This window comes from Flavobacterium sp. LC2016-23 (assembly GCF_009674775.1).
Lineage (GTDB): Bacteria > Bacteroidota > Bacteroidia > Flavobacteriales > Flavobacteriaceae > Flavobacterium.
Genome location: NZ_WKKE01000011.1, coordinates 1 through 16749 on the forward strand (window position 1 = coordinate 1; position 16749 = coordinate 16749).

13 protein-coding genes are annotated in these 16749 nt (G+C 33.2%); all 13 read left to right on the forward strand.

Features of this window, described 5'->3' with window-relative positions; all coding sequences use genetic code 11:
- Positions 1 to 833 (forward strand): DUF6625 family protein (locus tag GJU43_RS22800; RefSeq protein ID WP_195760038.1); only part of this gene is annotated, 833 nt, incomplete at its 5' end.
- Positions 834 to 896: 63 nt separating this feature from the next.
- Positions 897 to 1748, forward strand: coding sequence for a hypothetical protein (locus tag GJU43_RS10710; protein ID WP_154340760.1), 852 nt, complete (start codon positions 897 to 899; stop codon positions 1746 to 1748).
- Between the two features lie 673 nt (positions 1749 to 2421).
- Positions 2422 to 3255 carry a DUF6625 family protein gene (locus tag GJU43_RS10715; protein WP_154340761.1) on the forward strand — a complete coding sequence of 278 codons (834 nt, stop codon included), beginning with the start codon at positions 2422 to 2424 and terminating at the stop codon, positions 3253 to 3255.
- Between the two features lie 79 nt (positions 3256 to 3334).
- Complete coding sequence (locus GJU43_RS10720) at positions 3335 to 4690, forward strand: hypothetical protein (RefSeq protein ID WP_154340762.1); 1356 nt, start codon at positions 3335 to 3337, stop codon at positions 4688 to 4690.
- 48 nt (positions 4691 to 4738) lie between these two features.
- Complete coding sequence (locus GJU43_RS10725) at positions 4739 to 5317, forward strand: hypothetical protein (protein ID WP_154340763.1); 579 nt, start codon at positions 4739 to 4741, stop codon at positions 5315 to 5317.
- Positions 5318 to 5489: 172 nt separating this feature from the next.
- Entirely contained in the window at positions 5490 to 5987 is a 498-nt protein-coding gene (locus tag GJU43_RS23080) for a DUF6625 family protein (protein WP_229655038.1), read from the forward strand.
- Positions 5988 to 6376: 389 nt separating this feature from the next.
- A complete protein-coding gene (locus GJU43_RS10735; RefSeq protein ID WP_154340764.1) occupies positions 6377 to 7093 on the forward strand; it encodes a tetratricopeptide repeat protein in 717 nt (238 codons plus the stop codon).
- 8 nt (positions 7094 to 7101) lie between these two features.
- Positions 7102 to 9288 carry a peptidase domain-containing ABC transporter gene (locus GJU43_RS10740; protein ID WP_154340765.1) on the forward strand — a complete coding sequence of 729 codons (2187 nt, stop codon included), beginning with the start codon at positions 7102 to 7104 and terminating at the stop codon, positions 9286 to 9288.
- Positions 9281 to 10603, forward strand: a complete 1323-nt coding sequence (locus GJU43_RS10745; RefSeq protein ID WP_154340766.1) for an HlyD family secretion protein — start codon at positions 9281 to 9283, stop codon at positions 10601 to 10603. Before GJU43_RS10740 ends, GJU43_RS10745 begins: the two co-directional genes overlap by 8 nt.
- Before the next feature lie 287 nt (positions 10604 to 10890).
- The gene (locus GJU43_RS10750; protein ID WP_154340767.1) at positions 10891 to 12507 is read left to right on the forward strand and encodes a CTP synthase; all 1617 of its coding nucleotides are present in this window, start codon (positions 10891 to 10893) and stop codon (positions 12505 to 12507) included.
- 76 nt (positions 12508 to 12583) lie between these two features.
- The gene (gene yidC / locus GJU43_RS10755; RefSeq protein ID WP_154340768.1) at positions 12584 to 14488 is read left to right on the forward strand and encodes a membrane protein insertase YidC; all 1905 of its coding nucleotides are present in this window, start codon (positions 12584 to 12586) and stop codon (positions 14486 to 14488) included.
- A 95-nt stretch (positions 14489 to 14583) separates the two neighbouring features.
- Positions 14584 to 15303 (forward strand): toxin-antitoxin system YwqK family antitoxin, encoded by a 720-nt coding sequence (locus GJU43_RS10760; protein WP_154340903.1) that lies wholly within the window; start codon positions 14584 to 14586, stop codon positions 15301 to 15303.
- Positions 15304 to 15527: 224 nt separating this feature from the next.
- Positions 15528 to 16715 (forward strand): tRNA 2-thiouridine(34) synthase MnmA, encoded by a 1188-nt coding sequence (gene mnmA, locus GJU43_RS10765; RefSeq protein ID WP_154340769.1) that lies wholly within the window; start codon positions 15528 to 15530, stop codon positions 16713 to 16715.
- The last annotated feature ends 34 nt before the right edge of the window (positions 16716 to 16749 follow it).

The window sequence follows — 16749 nt, forward strand, 5'->3', positions numbered from 1 at the left end:
CAAAACTTACTTCCATAGCAAGTATCACGTGCTGGTACGGATCTTATCCCTGGTACTTCCCTTATTTTTTACATTCCTGCTCATTTAACCCAACGGTTGATTTTTTTATTATAACCGATAATAAAACCAAAATTCCGCATCTGCCGGATAATGTAAAGTTAGTACACAGAACACTTGATGAAATCAAAACTTCCGCTTCTGAAAAACTTGGTTTTGCAGTAAACATTGATTATCCCTATAAATTATGCGATTTTAAGCCCGCTTATGGCTTTTTTTTTCCGGAAATCATTGAGGGATATGATTTTTGGGGCATTAGCGATATTGATATTGTTTTTGGATCAATTCGAACTTTTATGACTGAAAGAATCTTAAAACAATATGATATAATAAGTAGCCGCCACGACTATATAACAGGTTCATTTTGCTTGTTTAGGAATCAGGAATACATCAACCAATTATTTATGAAAAGTAAAGATTATCAAATGGTTTTTAGTGAGCCAACTCATTTTTGCTTTGAAGAGTGTAATTTTCTTTTTAAAGAATTAGAGAAAGGAACTTCAATATTAGAAATAAACAACCCGATAGAGAGCATGACTTATGTTGTGAGGAGAGAAGAAAAAGAATCTCGTTTAAAAGTCTTTTTCGATTTTGTAGTTGTGGAAGGTGTACCAGGGAATATAGAATGGAGTAATGGAATGTTAATTTATAAAAAATTGTATGAAGTTATGTTTTATCACTTGATTCAGTTTAAGATTTCCTGTTCAAAACAAACAGTATTGAAACCTATACCGCTACGATATAATTTTACAAAAACCGATATCATGGAAAAGTAATCTTAGAAGTCTTTTTGGATGTTTTTTTAGTATATAATTGATTAATATTTAAAATTTTATGTCATGAGAATTAGAAAAATGAGCTTTGCCGACATTGAAAATACAATGTGCAAAGAAGAAATGAAATCCATAATGGGAGGTTCAGGAACTGTTGGTAGTGGAGGAAGCTTTATTGGAGGGTCACTAGAATATGGAGGAACTAATCCTCGTGGTTTTGATACAAATTATTGGGCTAGTTCTGCAGGATGGGCTCCAAATAATTTTGACAACTACTGGGGTTCGTCTTCAAGCGGCACAGGAAAAGGTTTAGCGCCCAATAATTACACTAAAGGATGGACTCAGACTAGTAATGGAATAACTACAAATGATCCCGCAATTATAAAAAGAATAGTTGATTATTTAGATTGGGAAAGGGTGATCCTAAAAAATGAACCCACGATAACTCAGATAAACAATTTTGTTAATATGGATTATTTGACTGGTGGACATGGAAGATTAAGTGATGGAAGCATTCTTGGGCAAAGTATGAGTATAAATCATGACCCATATGGAGAATTTAAAACAATTGAAAGTTTGTCTAGAGTTTTTCAAAATTTTGGTGATTCTCTTACGGTTGGCGGGGCTGCTTTATCGACTACTGGAGTTGGAGCGATAGTTGGAGTTCCCATGATGGAAATCGGTGGGAAAATTTCTAACATAGGAACAATTGCTGAATTTTATTTAGACCTAAAAAGTGATAAACCTGTAGATTGGACAAAGTGGATAGTTAAAGGCGCATTAGAGGCTGTTCCCGGTGGGTATGAAATGCTTTTTAGTAAAAGGGCGGGAGTTGTTGGTTTTGATCAGGCTTTGGTAGAAATCTATGCTGTAGCTTCAGATCGCTGGATTGATTATATGAGATTAAGACAGCAATAAAAAGGATGAAATATAAATACGAAGATTGGATAATTCATTGTGCTCTACTATTAATTTATATAATTATTTGGGCAGTAATGTTAATAAAAGTTCACAATCCAAAGGATTTTTTTAAAAAAGAATCATATTCAAAAAGTTTATCTGTCAGATTTTATTTGGCTGTTACCATTATTATGCTCGGTTTGATTTATTCTTTAATAAAAGATTTTATACAGTTGTATAACGAATAATAGGATTTAATAAAAAATGAGAGAAATAATGCTTAAGGATTTTATAATTCATTTTATAGGATTGATCTGCATGATTGTTTTTTGGATTATCATGTATAAAGTATGTGAAAAATTAAAGTATTTCACTGAGGACGATCTTTTTTTTAACAGCAAAACTTTGAGTTTTTATTGTATGTGCGTACCTATTGGTGCTGTCTATGTTATAGGTTTGATTTTAGAATTTATCGAATTATATAAGCAATACGAGATTTTTGATTGAGAGTTTAGGAAAATAAAAAGTTAAGAAAATAAAGTAAGAAAAATCTTTTAATATAATTTTTTTTAATACTTTTGAAGTGAAAATTATTACAGTTTTCAAAAACAAGTTGATACCACAAAACAGTTTTAAATTTTTAAAGCTGAAGTAGAGAATCACTGTTTTTAAAATTGTAATAATTTTTTTTATGCCAAAACTTACTTCCATAGCAAGTATCACGTGCTGGTACGGATCTTATCCCTGGTACTTCCCTTATTTTTTACATTCCTGCTCATTTAACCCAACGGTTGATTTTTTTATTATAACCGATAATAAAACCAAAATTCCGCATCTGCCGGATAATGTAAAGTTAGTACACAGAACACTTGATGAAATAAAAGCTTTGGCTTCTGAAAAACTTGGCTTTACCGTAAACATTGATTACCCCTATAAATTATGCGATTTTAAGCCCGCTTATGGCTTTTTGTTTCCCGAAATCATTGAGGGTTATGATTTTTGGGCACAAAGCGATCTCGATGTCATCTTTGGAAATATCCGTTTGTTCCTTACTCAAGAAATGCTTAATTCCTATGATTTTATAAGTATGAGACATGATTATACAACCGGATGCTTTGCCCTATATCGGAATAATGAAAAAATGAATACTTTTTTTATGAAAAGCAAAGATTATAAACTCGTTTTTTCTAACGCTCAACATTTTTGCTTTGATGAATGCAATTTTGCATGGGATGCATTATCACTGGGAAAATCAATTTTTGAAATTCAGACGGAAATAGTAAGTTTTACACATTTGGTAAAAGCAGCACAAATTACGAAAGATATAAGAGCTCATTTTGACTTTATTATTATAGAAGGCTACACAGGAAATGTTGTTTTTGAAAATGGTAAAATTATTTATAAAGACGCATTAGAAGGACTGCTCTTTCATCTCTTCTGGATAAAAAAAACATATTCTCCCAAGATACATCCAAAGAAAATTCCCAATACCTATAAAATTGGTCCGGTAAAAATTACGCATTAGCAGGATGTTTCGGTTCCTAAAATAATGGGATGCAAATATTTTATAAATAATTAATTAAATCAACTTAAAAATTAATGTTATGAGAACTTTAAAAAAAATGAGTTTTAATGCCTTGATTGAAAACATGTCAAAGGAAGAGCAAAAATCTACTTTAGCTGGTAGTGGTTCCGTTATGAATGGTAGTTATTACGGATCAGGTGGTAGTATTGGAGGATATTCTACTGGTAATATGGGATATTATGCTTCGGACAGAGGCATGTCTTCAAATTTCACTCCGGCAGGAACTCTATTATATACGCCTAATGGTAACTATTCCGCACCATCAATTTCAAGTAATCAAAACAGTTATGGTTACGGAGGTACTAGTTATAATACAAACAATTATGGCTCCGGAAGTAAACCTTTGAGTAATAGTGTAGGATGGACAAGTACTGGAAACAGTATAAAAACAACAAACGAGAATGATATCAGTCGGGTATTGAACTTTATGTTTTCCAATACGGCTTCAAAAACCGCAGTCACCTGGAATATGGTAGCAGGTTTTTTAAATAACGAACTGACAGCTTCTGGCCGCGCAGCCAATGATGCATTGTATGGGCCAGTTCAGCTTAATAATGTAACTGTCCTTAATAAATACAAAGGACCAAGTACGATTCCACAAGGGATGGTTTATGAAAATGGAATGCTGACCTTAGGGGTTACGATGGGGAGTCATGGTGTTTTGGTTAGAAATAGTGGAAGCTCATCAGAAATATTACAGGTTAAAACACCCGCAGTAATCGTTCCTTTTACAAAAGAACAGCTAATTGATGGTTTTAATAAGATTGGTTTTTCCGGTATGACGAGACCTTTTATTGAGGATTGGGATCCGGTTAGGGGACAATATAACAATGCTACCAGATTTAAGGCTGATATGAAATTAAACGTTGACGGAGCATCGGTTATTGCTTTGTACGAAAAATTATCTTTAACCTTATATGATAAAGATAGTAATACGGGACAAAATGCTACTATAGGTTTTGGACATTTACTTCATCCTGGAGCGATAAAATCTGGAGATATAAAATCAATAACTTTTGATCAGGCTGTATCTTTTTTTTCTACTGATATAATTGAGACAGAACGTGTCTTAAATCAGAAAATAGAAAATATGGATTTAACGGGTAAATTTAATAGAAATCAATATTTTGCATTAGTTGACATGGCATATAATGGTGGTAATTCTTCTGACAGTATATTAGTTGCAGTTCTAAATGGAATGAAATCAGGTGGAGTTGCTGCTGCAAATAAGATAATAACAGATTCGTATATTAACCAAAATAATGGAGGTCTAAAAGATAGAAGATATTTTGAAGCACAAGCATTTGTGAATGGACGATCAATAAATCCTGAACAAGCGGATCAAGAATTACGACAATTAGGTTTGAAAAAATAAAATCTTCAATAATTAAATAAATATAGAAGATAAGTTTAAAAAAAAATTATGAAAAAAATTGCAATTATTTCGTTGTTGGTAAATATTTTATTGCTGATTAGTATTGTAGTATTGTATAGTAAGTGTTATAATATTAAAAGTAATTTAAAAATTCAGCAGAAAAATAAAATAACAATAAATAGTAGTAAAAAAATAGATTCGATTATTGATAAAAGCGACCCTATTTACATTTATAACACTCATAAATTTCCTCGTGATTCAGGTTATACAAGTTATGATTATAATATGAATACTGGAGAGAGGCTTCAATTTGCAGATAGTCTCTTAAACGAACTCTTGAAAAGTAAACTAAATATGCTTAATAAGTATATAAAAATAGATAAGGAAATGGTTCTAAAAGTAAAAGATAATACGTTTTTTGTTAAGGCTTTGAAAATTAATATAGGACAGAAAAATAATCTTGCAAAATCTCAAAAACTTTGGGAACAGATGAGAAAACTAAACTATGACAATGTTTGGCTAGGATGTTCTGGAGCTACTGCTTGTACAGGTATTGCTAATGATGCTGACATAAAATTTGTTTTAGAGCGAATGGAAAAAATTAAAAAAATAGAAGCGTACAATTAGATATCAATAAATACCGGCTAAAGTTTATAATAAAAAAGAAGGAAAAAACTTTCTTTTATAATTTATTTTATTATTTTTGAAGTGAAAATTATTACAGTTTTCAAAGACAAATTAATACCACAATCGCAATTTAAAATTGCCATCAATTAATTTGAAAACTGTAATCATTTATATGCCAAAACTTACTTCAATAGCAAGTCTTACTTGCTGGTACGGAAAATATCCGTGGTACTTTCCTTATTTTTTACATTCCTGTTCTTTTAATCCAAGTGTTGATTTTTATATCATAACAGACAATGTGGAAGAAATTAAAAATAAGCCGCAAAATGTTAAGATTGTTTTCAAAACCCTTCAAGAAATAAAAATTTTAGCTTCTGAAAAACTTGGCTTTACCGTAAAAATTGATTCTCCTTATAAATTATGCGATTTTAAACCCGCTTATGGCTTTTTGTTTTCCGAAATTATTCGGAAATATGATTTTTGGGGCTTTAGTGATCTTGATATCGTTTTTGGATCAATCCGAACTTTCATGACCGAAAGAATCTTAAAACAGTATGATGTTATAAGTAGCCGTCACGACTATATAACAGGTTCATTTTGTTTATTTAGGAATAAGGAATATGTCAATCGCTTGTTTATGAAAAGTAAAGATTATAAAATGGTTTTTTAGTGATCCAACTCATTTTTGCTTTGACGAGTGTAATTTTCTTTTTAAAGAATTAGAGAAAGGGGTTTCAATATTAGAAATACACAATCCCATAGAAAGCATGACTTATGTTGTCAGGAGGGAAGAAAAAGAATCTCGATTAAAAGCCTTTTTCGATTTTGTAGTTGTGGAAGGTGTACCAGGGAATATTGAATGGGAAAATGGAGTGTTAGTCTATAAAAAGTTGTTTGAAGTTATGTTTTATCATCTAAACCAGTTTAAAATTTCCTGTTCGAAAAAAAAGGTATTACAACCAATACCACTTAAATACAGTTTTACAAAAAATAAAATAGTAGTCTCCTTAATCGGGATGTAAGGACTACTATTTAATTAAATTTTAAAAGTTAGATTTTATGATGTTCAACACAATATTACAATACTTCAAAATCATCAGATTCTTATTTCTCTTATTTACTCAAATCTGTATTTCACAAACTCCTGAAGTGAACCAATTATTAATAGATGGAGAGAAAGTATTTTTAGGAAATGATTTTTTATCAGCCAAAGAAATCTACAAAAAAGCGGTAAGTCTTGATAGCATAAATAAAAATTGCTGGTTTAATCTTGCTGCTTGTGAATTGAAATTGGGGGAAACTGATAATGCGTGTGAACATTTTTATCAGGCTTATTTACTAAATGACGGAGAAGCATTAAAAGTAATTAAAGAAAATTGCCCAAATTTCAAAAGTGATTCAATAATGTGGCTGAATGATGTGGAAGAAAAGCCGAAATTTATTTATAAAAAAGAGGAATATTCACTTGTTATAAATAATAGTATCAGTCCTAAATATGATAGTTTATTACGTAGAAGATTTAAGAGTTCAAACATCTTATCGAAATATAAAGGACAAATCGTTATTCAATTTAGGGTTAATAGTTATAATGATTTAGATTTAAAAGTCTTTAGAATTAGTGGAGATCCAAAAGAGGCTGAAATTATAAAGAAAGAGATTTCTATGATTTTAAACAATTTGGTTACTTACGTTTCAGCAAAAAATAAAGGAGTGCATGTTGACTTGTGGGAGTGGTGGATACTCACTTTTAATTTTTTAATGGAATCCTATAAATAAAAAAGCAAATGTTCAATTTCCCACACGAGTTTCAGCTCGACGCAAAAGACTGCGGTCCTACTTGTGTAAAAATAATAGCCAAATACTACGGCAGGTTTTACAGCCTGCCGTTTCTGAGAGATTTATGCGGTATTACACGTGAAGGTATCAGTTTTTTAGATCTTAGCGATGCTTGTGAAGCCATCAGTTTGCGGACTAAAAGTATTAAGATCGATTTCGATACATTGCGAACTATCCCTCTGCCGTGTATTATACATTGGCAGGAAGGTCATTTTATAGTAGTATATAAAATAACCAATAAGCAGGTGTTGGTTTCAGATCCGGCAAAAGGATTAATAAAATATACGCTGGAAGATTTCCAAAAAGGCTGGTTAAAAGAATCTAAAACAGGAGCTGTTTTAGCCATAGAACCCATCGCCGATTTTAAACAGCGATCCATAAACGATAAGTTAGAACGCCGCAAAACATTTGAAAATTTCTTAGGCTATTTCACTCCCTATAAAAAGAGTTTTGTAAACCTTTTTGTGGTAATGCTTATAGTAACGATTTTGCAGGCTTTCTTACCTTTTATTTCCAAAGCCGTTATTGATGTTGGGATTCAAACCAATGATTTAGATTTTATAGACCTTGTTTTAATTGCCAATATTACCATTATAGTAAGCGTATTATTGAGCAATATGATCCGTGACTGGATTTTACTGCATCTCACCTCGCGAATTAATATTTCTTTGATTTCAGACTATCTGATTAAATTGATGAAACTGCCCATTACTTTTTTTGAAAATAAGCTAATTGGAGATATTTTACAGCGGGCACAGGATCATGAGCGTATTCGGGACTTTATCATGAATAATTCACTCAATTTTTTATTCTCTATTTTAACCTTCTTTATTTTTGGAATCATCCTCTTTATTTACAGCCCTGTTTTATGTTTTATTTATGTGGTGGGAAGTATACTGTTTATCGCCTGGATTTTGTTTTTTCTTCAGTTTAGGAAAAAACTGGATTGGGAATATTTTGATATCCATACCAAAAATCAAAGCTATTGGGTGGAAACCATTGGCAGTATTCAGGACATCAAAATCAATAACTACGAAAAGCAGAAAAGATGGAAATGGGAGGCTTTGCAGGTTCAGTTGTTTAAAATTGATCAAAAAATATTACGCATTACAAATGCTCAAAACCTGGGAGCTCATTTTATCAATCAGTTAACCAATTTAATCATAACGTTTTATTGTGCCAAGGCGGTGATAAAAGGAGATATTACCTTTGGCGTCATGATTTCAACCCAGTTTATAATCGGGATGCTAAATGGTCCTATTATGCAATTTATTTCTTTTGTACAGTCGGCGCAATATGCTAAAATCAGTTTTTTAAGACTCAATGAAATCCATGAATTAGAAGAAGAGGAAGAAAATAAAATTAATAATAATATCAAACTGCCTGAGGATAAAAGTTTGTTTTTGCGGAATGTCAGTTTTCAGTACAGCAGAAACAGTGATTATATTTTAAGTAATATTTCACTAATGATTCCGGAGGGAAAAGTAACGGCAATTGTAGGGGACAGTGGCAGCGGTAAAACAACTTTGCTGAAACTTATTTTACGTTTGTATAAGCCTAGCTATGGAGAACTTTCTATGGGAAATCTAAATATTCAGAACATCCATTTAAAGCAGTGGAGAGAAAGTTGTGGAGCAGTGATGCAGGATGGTAAAATTTTTAGCGATACGATTCAGAACAATATTGTTTTAGATGACGAAAATATAGATTATGAAAGATTGAAAAAAGCAGTAACAGCAGCTAATATAGCAACAGAAATTGAAGCAATGCCAAAAGGATATCAAACCATGATGGGAGAGAACGGAAGAGGATTAAGTGGCGGGCAGAAACAGCGTGTACTAATTGCAAGAGCGTTATACAAAGATCCGGATTATTTGTTTTTTGATGAAGCTACTAATGCGCTGGATGTTATCAATGAGCAAAAAATTGTCATGGCACTGGAAGAAATTTTTAAAAATAAAACGGTCATCGTCGTCGCGCACCGGTTAAGTACAATCCGGAAAGCGGATCAGATTGTAGTGCTTAAAAATGGATTTATCAGCGAAATAGGAAACCACGATACCCTGATGGCCAGAGAAGGCGGACATTATTATCAATTGGTAAAAACACAAATGGGAGATATAGTAAATGGCTAAAGGATTTCATAAAACACTCAATGAAAACAGGACGGAGGAAGTCGCGTCAATAATAGAAAGAATGCCAACCAAATTCGGAACGGTGATTAGCGCCACCGTTATAGGTTTGGTTTTGCTGCTATTGCTTTTTGGATGGCTAATAAAATATCCGGAAGTGCTGGTGGGGCAAATCGTAATAAATACACGACAGGCACCCGTGAAATTAGTTGCCGCAGCTTCCGGAAATATTATTTTACTGGAAGATCACCCTGGAACTAATGTGGGTACAGGACAATATATCGCTTATATAAAAAATGAAGCAAATTTAGAAGATGTTAAAGTACTGGATAATGCGCTTCACGCGATAAATATTCATAAAGTTACTTTTCAGAAACACCGCCATGTATTTCCTGAAAATTTATCTTTAGGAGATATAAATAATAAGTATTATAATTTTTTAAATGCCTTATATCAATATCTGGATTATACCAATCAACAGCCCTATGAGGTTCAGAAACAAATGAATCAAAAATTACTGGAATTGCAGATCAGGAAATCGGAGCAGTTGAAAAATGATTTTGAAAACCAAAAGATTAAGTATAAAGTTTCACAGAGTCTTTTTTACAAAGATTCGACATTGTACAGTAAAAATATAACTTCTAAAGCAGATATTGAGCATTCCATTATAGCCAAAGCAAACAGCGAACTCGATTACAAAGCAATTGATAAGGAAATTAATACTACAAACTATCAAATCAATGAAGCTCATAATAAAGCACAGGTCATTGCCATTGAAAAAACAGCCAAAGAAAGAGAGTTGATTATTGGAATGTTTAATAGTTATTATGATTTAATTGATGCCATAAAAAAATGGGAACACATGTATGTTTTTGTTTCACCAATAAAAGGCAAAGTAGATTTTTTGAATTTTCTTGAAGACAATGATTATGTTCAGTCTGGACAGGAATTGTTCAAAATAGTGCCGGATAAAAATCAAATGGTTGGACAGGTAAATTTGCCTGAGAATGGTTCAGGAAAAGTCAAAAAAGGGCAAAAAGTAATTATTAAACTCAATAATTATCCTTACAATGAATATGGTTCCGTAAAAGGAAAAGTTACAAGAATATCGCTCGCTACAAATCAGCAGACGCTTTTCGATAATCAAAAGAAAATAAATTCCTATCTGCTAGACGTTGATTTGCCCTATGGTTTAAAAACGAATTATGGTGTAGAATTAAATTTTCATGCCGAGGCCAAAGGAACTGCCGAAATAGTAACTGAAGACAGAAGACTAATCGAACGGTTTTTTGACAACCTGCGTTATAAATTGAAATAAGATTTATTAGGAAATAGTAAAAACGATACACTGCCCCGTTAAAATAAGAAATGAAAAGACTTATTTCTTTCCTCAAACTAAGAATTGTACGATGAAATTTCAGAAACAAATAAACAGATTAATTAAAGAAGGAGCCTATTTAAAATCTAAAATTACGGATTACGGAAACAAGTAATCGATCTGTTTATAAATTTGCAAATTATCTCATTCTGTAATTGATAAATTGTCCAATTAAATTTGTACTTTTGCCAAGTTTTTTACACAACTACAATACAAACAACAACAGAATGAATCAGACAAAATATATTTTTGTTACAGGCGGTGTGACTTCTTCTTTAGGAAAAGGTATTATCGCAGCATCTTTAGCAAAATTGTTACAAGGAAGAGGGTATCGTACAACTATTCAAAAATTTGATCCGTATATAAATGTAGATCCGGGTACGTTAAATCCATATGAGCATGGAGAATGTTATGTGACAGATGATGGTGCTGAAACTGATTTAGATTTAGGTCATTACGAGCGTTTTCTTAACGTTCCTACTTCTCAGGCTAATAACGTTACGACAGGAAGAGTTTATCTTTCCGTTATTGAGAAAGAAAGAAGAGGGGAATTTTTAGGAAAAACGGTTCAGGTTGTTCCTCATATTACAAACGAAATCAAAGACAGAATGCAATTGCTGGGGAAATCCGGCGATTACGATATTGTGATTACTGAAATTGGCGGAACTGTTGGTGATATTGAATCTTTACCTTATATAGAGTCTGTGCGTCAGCTGGTTTGGGAGTTGGGAGAAAACAACGGAATTGTTATTCATTTAACATTAGTGCCTTTTTTGGCTGCTGCGGGTGAGTTAAAAACAAAACCAACACAGCACTCTGTAAAAACATTGATGGAAAGCGGTATCAAAGCTGATATTCTGGTTTGCAGAACAGAGCATGAACTGTCAGATGAATTGCGTAATAAGTTAGCGTTGTTTTGTAACGTAAAAAGAGAAGCAGTAATTCAGTCTATTGATGCTTCAACAATATATGAAGTTCCTAATTTAATGTTGGAAGAAGGATTAGATGTGGTAGCTTTGAAAAAATTAGATCTGCCTAAAAAAGCAGCTCCGGATTTAAAAAACTGGAATACTTTTTTACGCCGTTTAAAAAATCCAAAACATACCGTAAATATTGGTTTGATCGGGAAATATGTTGAGATGCAGGATTGTTACAAATCTATATTGGAAGCATTTATTCATGCCGGAGCGTCAAATGAAACAAAAGTAAATGTAATTTCGATACATTCGGAACATATTAACATCGATAATGTAGCCGAAAAATTAGGAACTCTTGACGGGGTTTTGGTTGCACCTGGTTTTGGTGAAAGAGGTATTGAAGGAAAAATTGAAGCAGTTCGTTTTGCCCGTGAAAATAATATTCCGTTTTTCGGAATTTGTTTAGGAATGCAAATGTCTGTTATCGAATATTCCAGAAATATTTTAGGGTACGCAGAAGCGAATTCTACAGAGATGAATGAGAATACAAAACATCCTGTCGTGAATTTGATGGAAGAACAAAAAACAATTACAGACAAAGGCGGAACAATGCGTCTTGGAGCCTGGAAATGTGATATTAAACCAAATACGTTAGCACATAAAATTTACGGTCAAAAGACCATTTCAGAGCGTCACCGTCACCGTTATGAGTATAATAACAAGTATGCAGACGAATTGCAAAAAGCAGGTTTGATTGCTTCCGGAGTAAATCCCGATACTGGTTTAGTTGAAATTATAGAACTTGAAAACCATCCGTTTTTCATTGGTGTACAATATCACCCGGAATACAAAAGTACAGTTGCCAACCCACATCCTATTTTCGTGAACTTTGTGGCTGCAGCGGTAAATGCACATAAAAAACAATAATTAATATTCTGAGGGGGTGTAACTTTTGAGTAAAACTCAGACCAATATCCTTAAACGAATAACTTTTTTAAATATAATGGAAGAAAAAAAATTTGACCTTAATTCAATCATTGGTTTTGTATTGATATTTGGAATTTTGATTTGGATTATGTACCAAAATCAACCTTCTGATAAAGAGATTGCTGCTGAAAAAGCCAAGAAAGAATTAGTAGCAAAACAAGAAGCTCAGGCTAAAGCAGATAAGACTAAAACAGCAGTTTTGCCAGTGGCCGCAGCAACGCCGGGAGATACAGTTCAGTTAGCGCAATTGCAAAAAACATTAGGTGGTTTTGCTTATTCTGCAACGCTTCCGACTGCAAAAGAAGGTTTTACTACTCTTGAAAATGATAAGATAAAACTTAAAATCGCTAATAAGGGCGGTTATATAGTCGAAGCTACATTGAAAGAATTCAAAAGGTTTGAAAAAAATTCCGGACAATTAGTGGAATTAATCAAAGACAATAACTCTAATTTAAACATTCAGTTACAGACAACAGATAACAGGACTTTAAATTCTAAAGATTTATTCTTTGAGCCAACACTGACTAAAAACGGTACCGACCAAATATTGACAATGCGTCTTAAAGCAGGTGCAAATGAATTTTTAGAATACAAATACGTATTAAAATCAAATGAATATTTAGTTGGTTTTGACATTCGCTCTCAGGGATTGAATAAAGTTTTAAATTCGTCTAAACCATTAGATTTAGTCTGGGATTTAAAATCGTTCAGAAATGAGAAAAGTGTTTCCATTGAAAAGCGTTACGCTCAACTGGAATATGAATACGGAGATGAAAAATACAATTCGGTAAGTCTTGGGGTAGGAAAAGAAGATAATCCGGAAAAAGTGAGTTTTATCGCCTTTAAACAACACTTTTTTACGGCAATTTTGTCTACGGATAAAGCATTTGAAAAATCGAAATTACAATCAGATGATTTAGTAAAAGACGAAAATATTGATACCACTTATATCAAACAATTTAAAGCAACTGTTCCTTTGGCATTTACAAATGGAGAAGTTGATTATAAAATGAACTGGTATTTCGGACCATCAGATTATAAAATATTAAAATCTTATGATAAAAATTTCCAGAAAATTATTCCGCTTGGATGGGGGATTTTCGGCTGGATCAACCAATGGATTTTTATTCCGTTGTTCGGGTTCTTAAGCTCTTTTATTGCTTATGGAATTGCAATTATTATCTTTACGATTATCATCAAACTGGCCATGTCGCCAATTACCTATAAGTCGTTCCTGTCTCAGGCAAAAATGAAAGTTTTGCGTCCTGAAATTACAGAGTTGGGAGAAAAATTCAAAAAAGACCCAATGAAGAAACAGCAGGAAACCATGAAGTTATACAACAAAGCAGGGGTAAACCCAATGGCAGGATGTATCCCGGCACTGATTCAGCTTCCTTTTATGTATGCGTCATTCCAGTTCTTCCCGTCTGCTTTTGAATTAAGACAGAAGAGTTTCCTTTGGGCAGATGATTTATCTTCTTTTGATGCAGTAGTAAAATTACCATTCCACATTCCGTTGTATGGAGACCATATCAGTTTGTTTCCGATTTTGGCAGCAATTGCAATTTTCTTCTACATGAAAATGACATCAGGAGATCAGCAAATGGCAGCACCTCAGCAGGAAGGTATGCCGGATATGGCAAAAATGATGAAAATCATGATTTATGTTTCACCATTAATGATGTTGATTTTCTTCAACAGTTATGGTGCAGGTTTGAGTTTGTATAACTTTATCTCTAACTTAATTACAATCGGAATTATGTTTGTAATTAAAAATTATATTGTGGATACAGATAAAATTCACGCTCAGATTCAGGAAAACAAATTAAAAGAGCCTAAAAAACAAAGCAAGTTTCAACAACGTCTTCAGGAAGTAATGGAACAACAAGAAGCAACAAAAGCTCAGAATAAAAAGAAATAAGTTCTTAAAAAAAATCTCGATTTATCGGGATTTTTTTATACCTGTAATATACTTTATAAAGTACAATTTCGTTTAAGCTTAAAATTGAATATATGATGATTTTAAAAAAAATAATATTCGGACTGGCACTATGGAACACTATCATACTAAGTGCCCAGGCAGACATCAATAAATTGGATGCCGACGGTAAAAAAGACGGTTTGTGGAAAGGAACCTATGAGGTTTCCAAACGTCCCCGATATGAGGGAACGTTTATACACGGAAAAGAATCCGGAATATTTAAATTTTTTGATGACACCAAAAGAGGCGATGTTGTGGCCACGCGCGATTTTACTGCTAACGATGGAAGTGCCTACAATATCTTTTACGATCAGAGTAAGAATAAAGTAAGTGAAGGGAAAGTCATTGGTAAAAACTACGAAGGCGAGTGGAAATATTACCATAAAGCCTCTAAAGTACTGATGACCACTGAAAACTATAAAAACGGAAAGCTGGAAGGCCTTAGAACTGTGTTTTATCCAAATGCCAAAATAGCGGAAGAGATAACCTATGTAAATGGCCAGAAAGAAGGCATCTATAAAAAATACGGGCAAAACGGGATTATACTGGAAAAGACTACTTATAAAAATAATCAGTACAATGGTGACGCTGTTTTTTATGATTCTGATGGATTAGTCGCTTCGGAAGGGAAATTTCTTAATGGAAAAAAAGCAGGAATCTGGAAGTTCTACTTAAAAGGAAAGCTCACCAAAGAAGTAAATATGAGTGATCCGAAAAGCAGTTATAAGGCAGATTCGAAGCCTAAGATGGAATAGATTTATAATAGTCCGCGATGCGGACTTTTTTTTTGCCACGAATTTCACGAATTCACACTAATTGTAATTCGTGGAAATTCGTGAAATTCGTGGCTGATTAAAAAGTAATTAAAAAAAGCAATAAGTTTTATCTACCACGGGATTATATAAACTAATCAAAACCATCACAATTATATAGAATTTGGCTTACCTTTGCACCCTTGTAAAAATATAAAAGAGTTAAAATGAAACGTGTAGTTGTTGGACTTTCCGGAGGAGTTGATTCTAGTGTTGCCGCTTATTTGCTGCAACAGCAGGGATACGAAGTTATTGGCCTTTTTATGAAAAACTGGCATGATGATTCGGTTACGATTTCGAATGAATGTCCGTGGTTGGAAGATAGTAATGACGCTCTTTTAGTAGCTGAAAAACTTGGAATACCGTTTCAAACTGTTGATTTGAGTGAGGAATACAAAGAAAAAATCGTTGACTATATGTTCAACGAATACGAAAAAGGAAGAACTCCAAATCCCGACGTGCTTTGTAATCGCGAAATCAAATTTGATGTTTTTATGAAAATTGCATTAAGTCTTGGTGCAGATTACGTGGCAACAGGGCATTATTGTCAAAAAAATGAAATCGAAGTTGATGGAAAACCCGTTTATCAATTAATTGCAGGAGCAGATAACAACAAGGATCAATCTTATTTTCTGTGTCAGTTATCCCAGGAACAACTGGCAAAATCATTGTTTCCAATTGGAGCGCTGACCAAACCGGAAGTTCGCGAAATTGCTGCCGAAATGGATTTGGTGACTGCTGAAAAGAAAGATTCTCAGGGACTTTGTTTCATTGGAAAAGTACGTTTGCCGGAATTCCTGCAACAAAAATTGCAGCCTAAAGAAGGTAAAATTGTTCAGATTGATAAAAACGATTCAATTTACAATATAGAAAAACCAATTGGCCTGTCTTTAGAAGAAGAATTGAAATTAGAAGCTCAGAAGCTAAACTATCTTCCGACAATGGGAAAAGTAGTAGGGAAACATCAGGGAGCCCACTATTTTACCATAGGACAAAGAAAAGGACTGAACGTGGGAGGGACCACAGATCCGTTATTTATAATTGCGACGAATGTTGAAACGAACACGATTTATACCGGTTTAACCAGTCAGCACCCGGGTTTATTTAAGAAAGCCCTATTTATAGAAAAATCCGAAGTACACTGGATTCGCACTGATCTGGCTTTAAAAGTCGGAGAAAGTATGGAAGTGATGACCAGAATTCGTTACCGTCAGCCATTGCAAAAAGCAACGCTGTACCAATTTGAAGACGGAATGTATATTCGCTTTGACGAACCGCAATCTGCCATAACCGAAGGACAATTTGCAGCCTGGTATTTCGATAATGAATTAGTTGGTTCGGGAGTAATTTCTTAGCTTTATACTTTTTAAGAAGGTTTTGCCTTTAAAA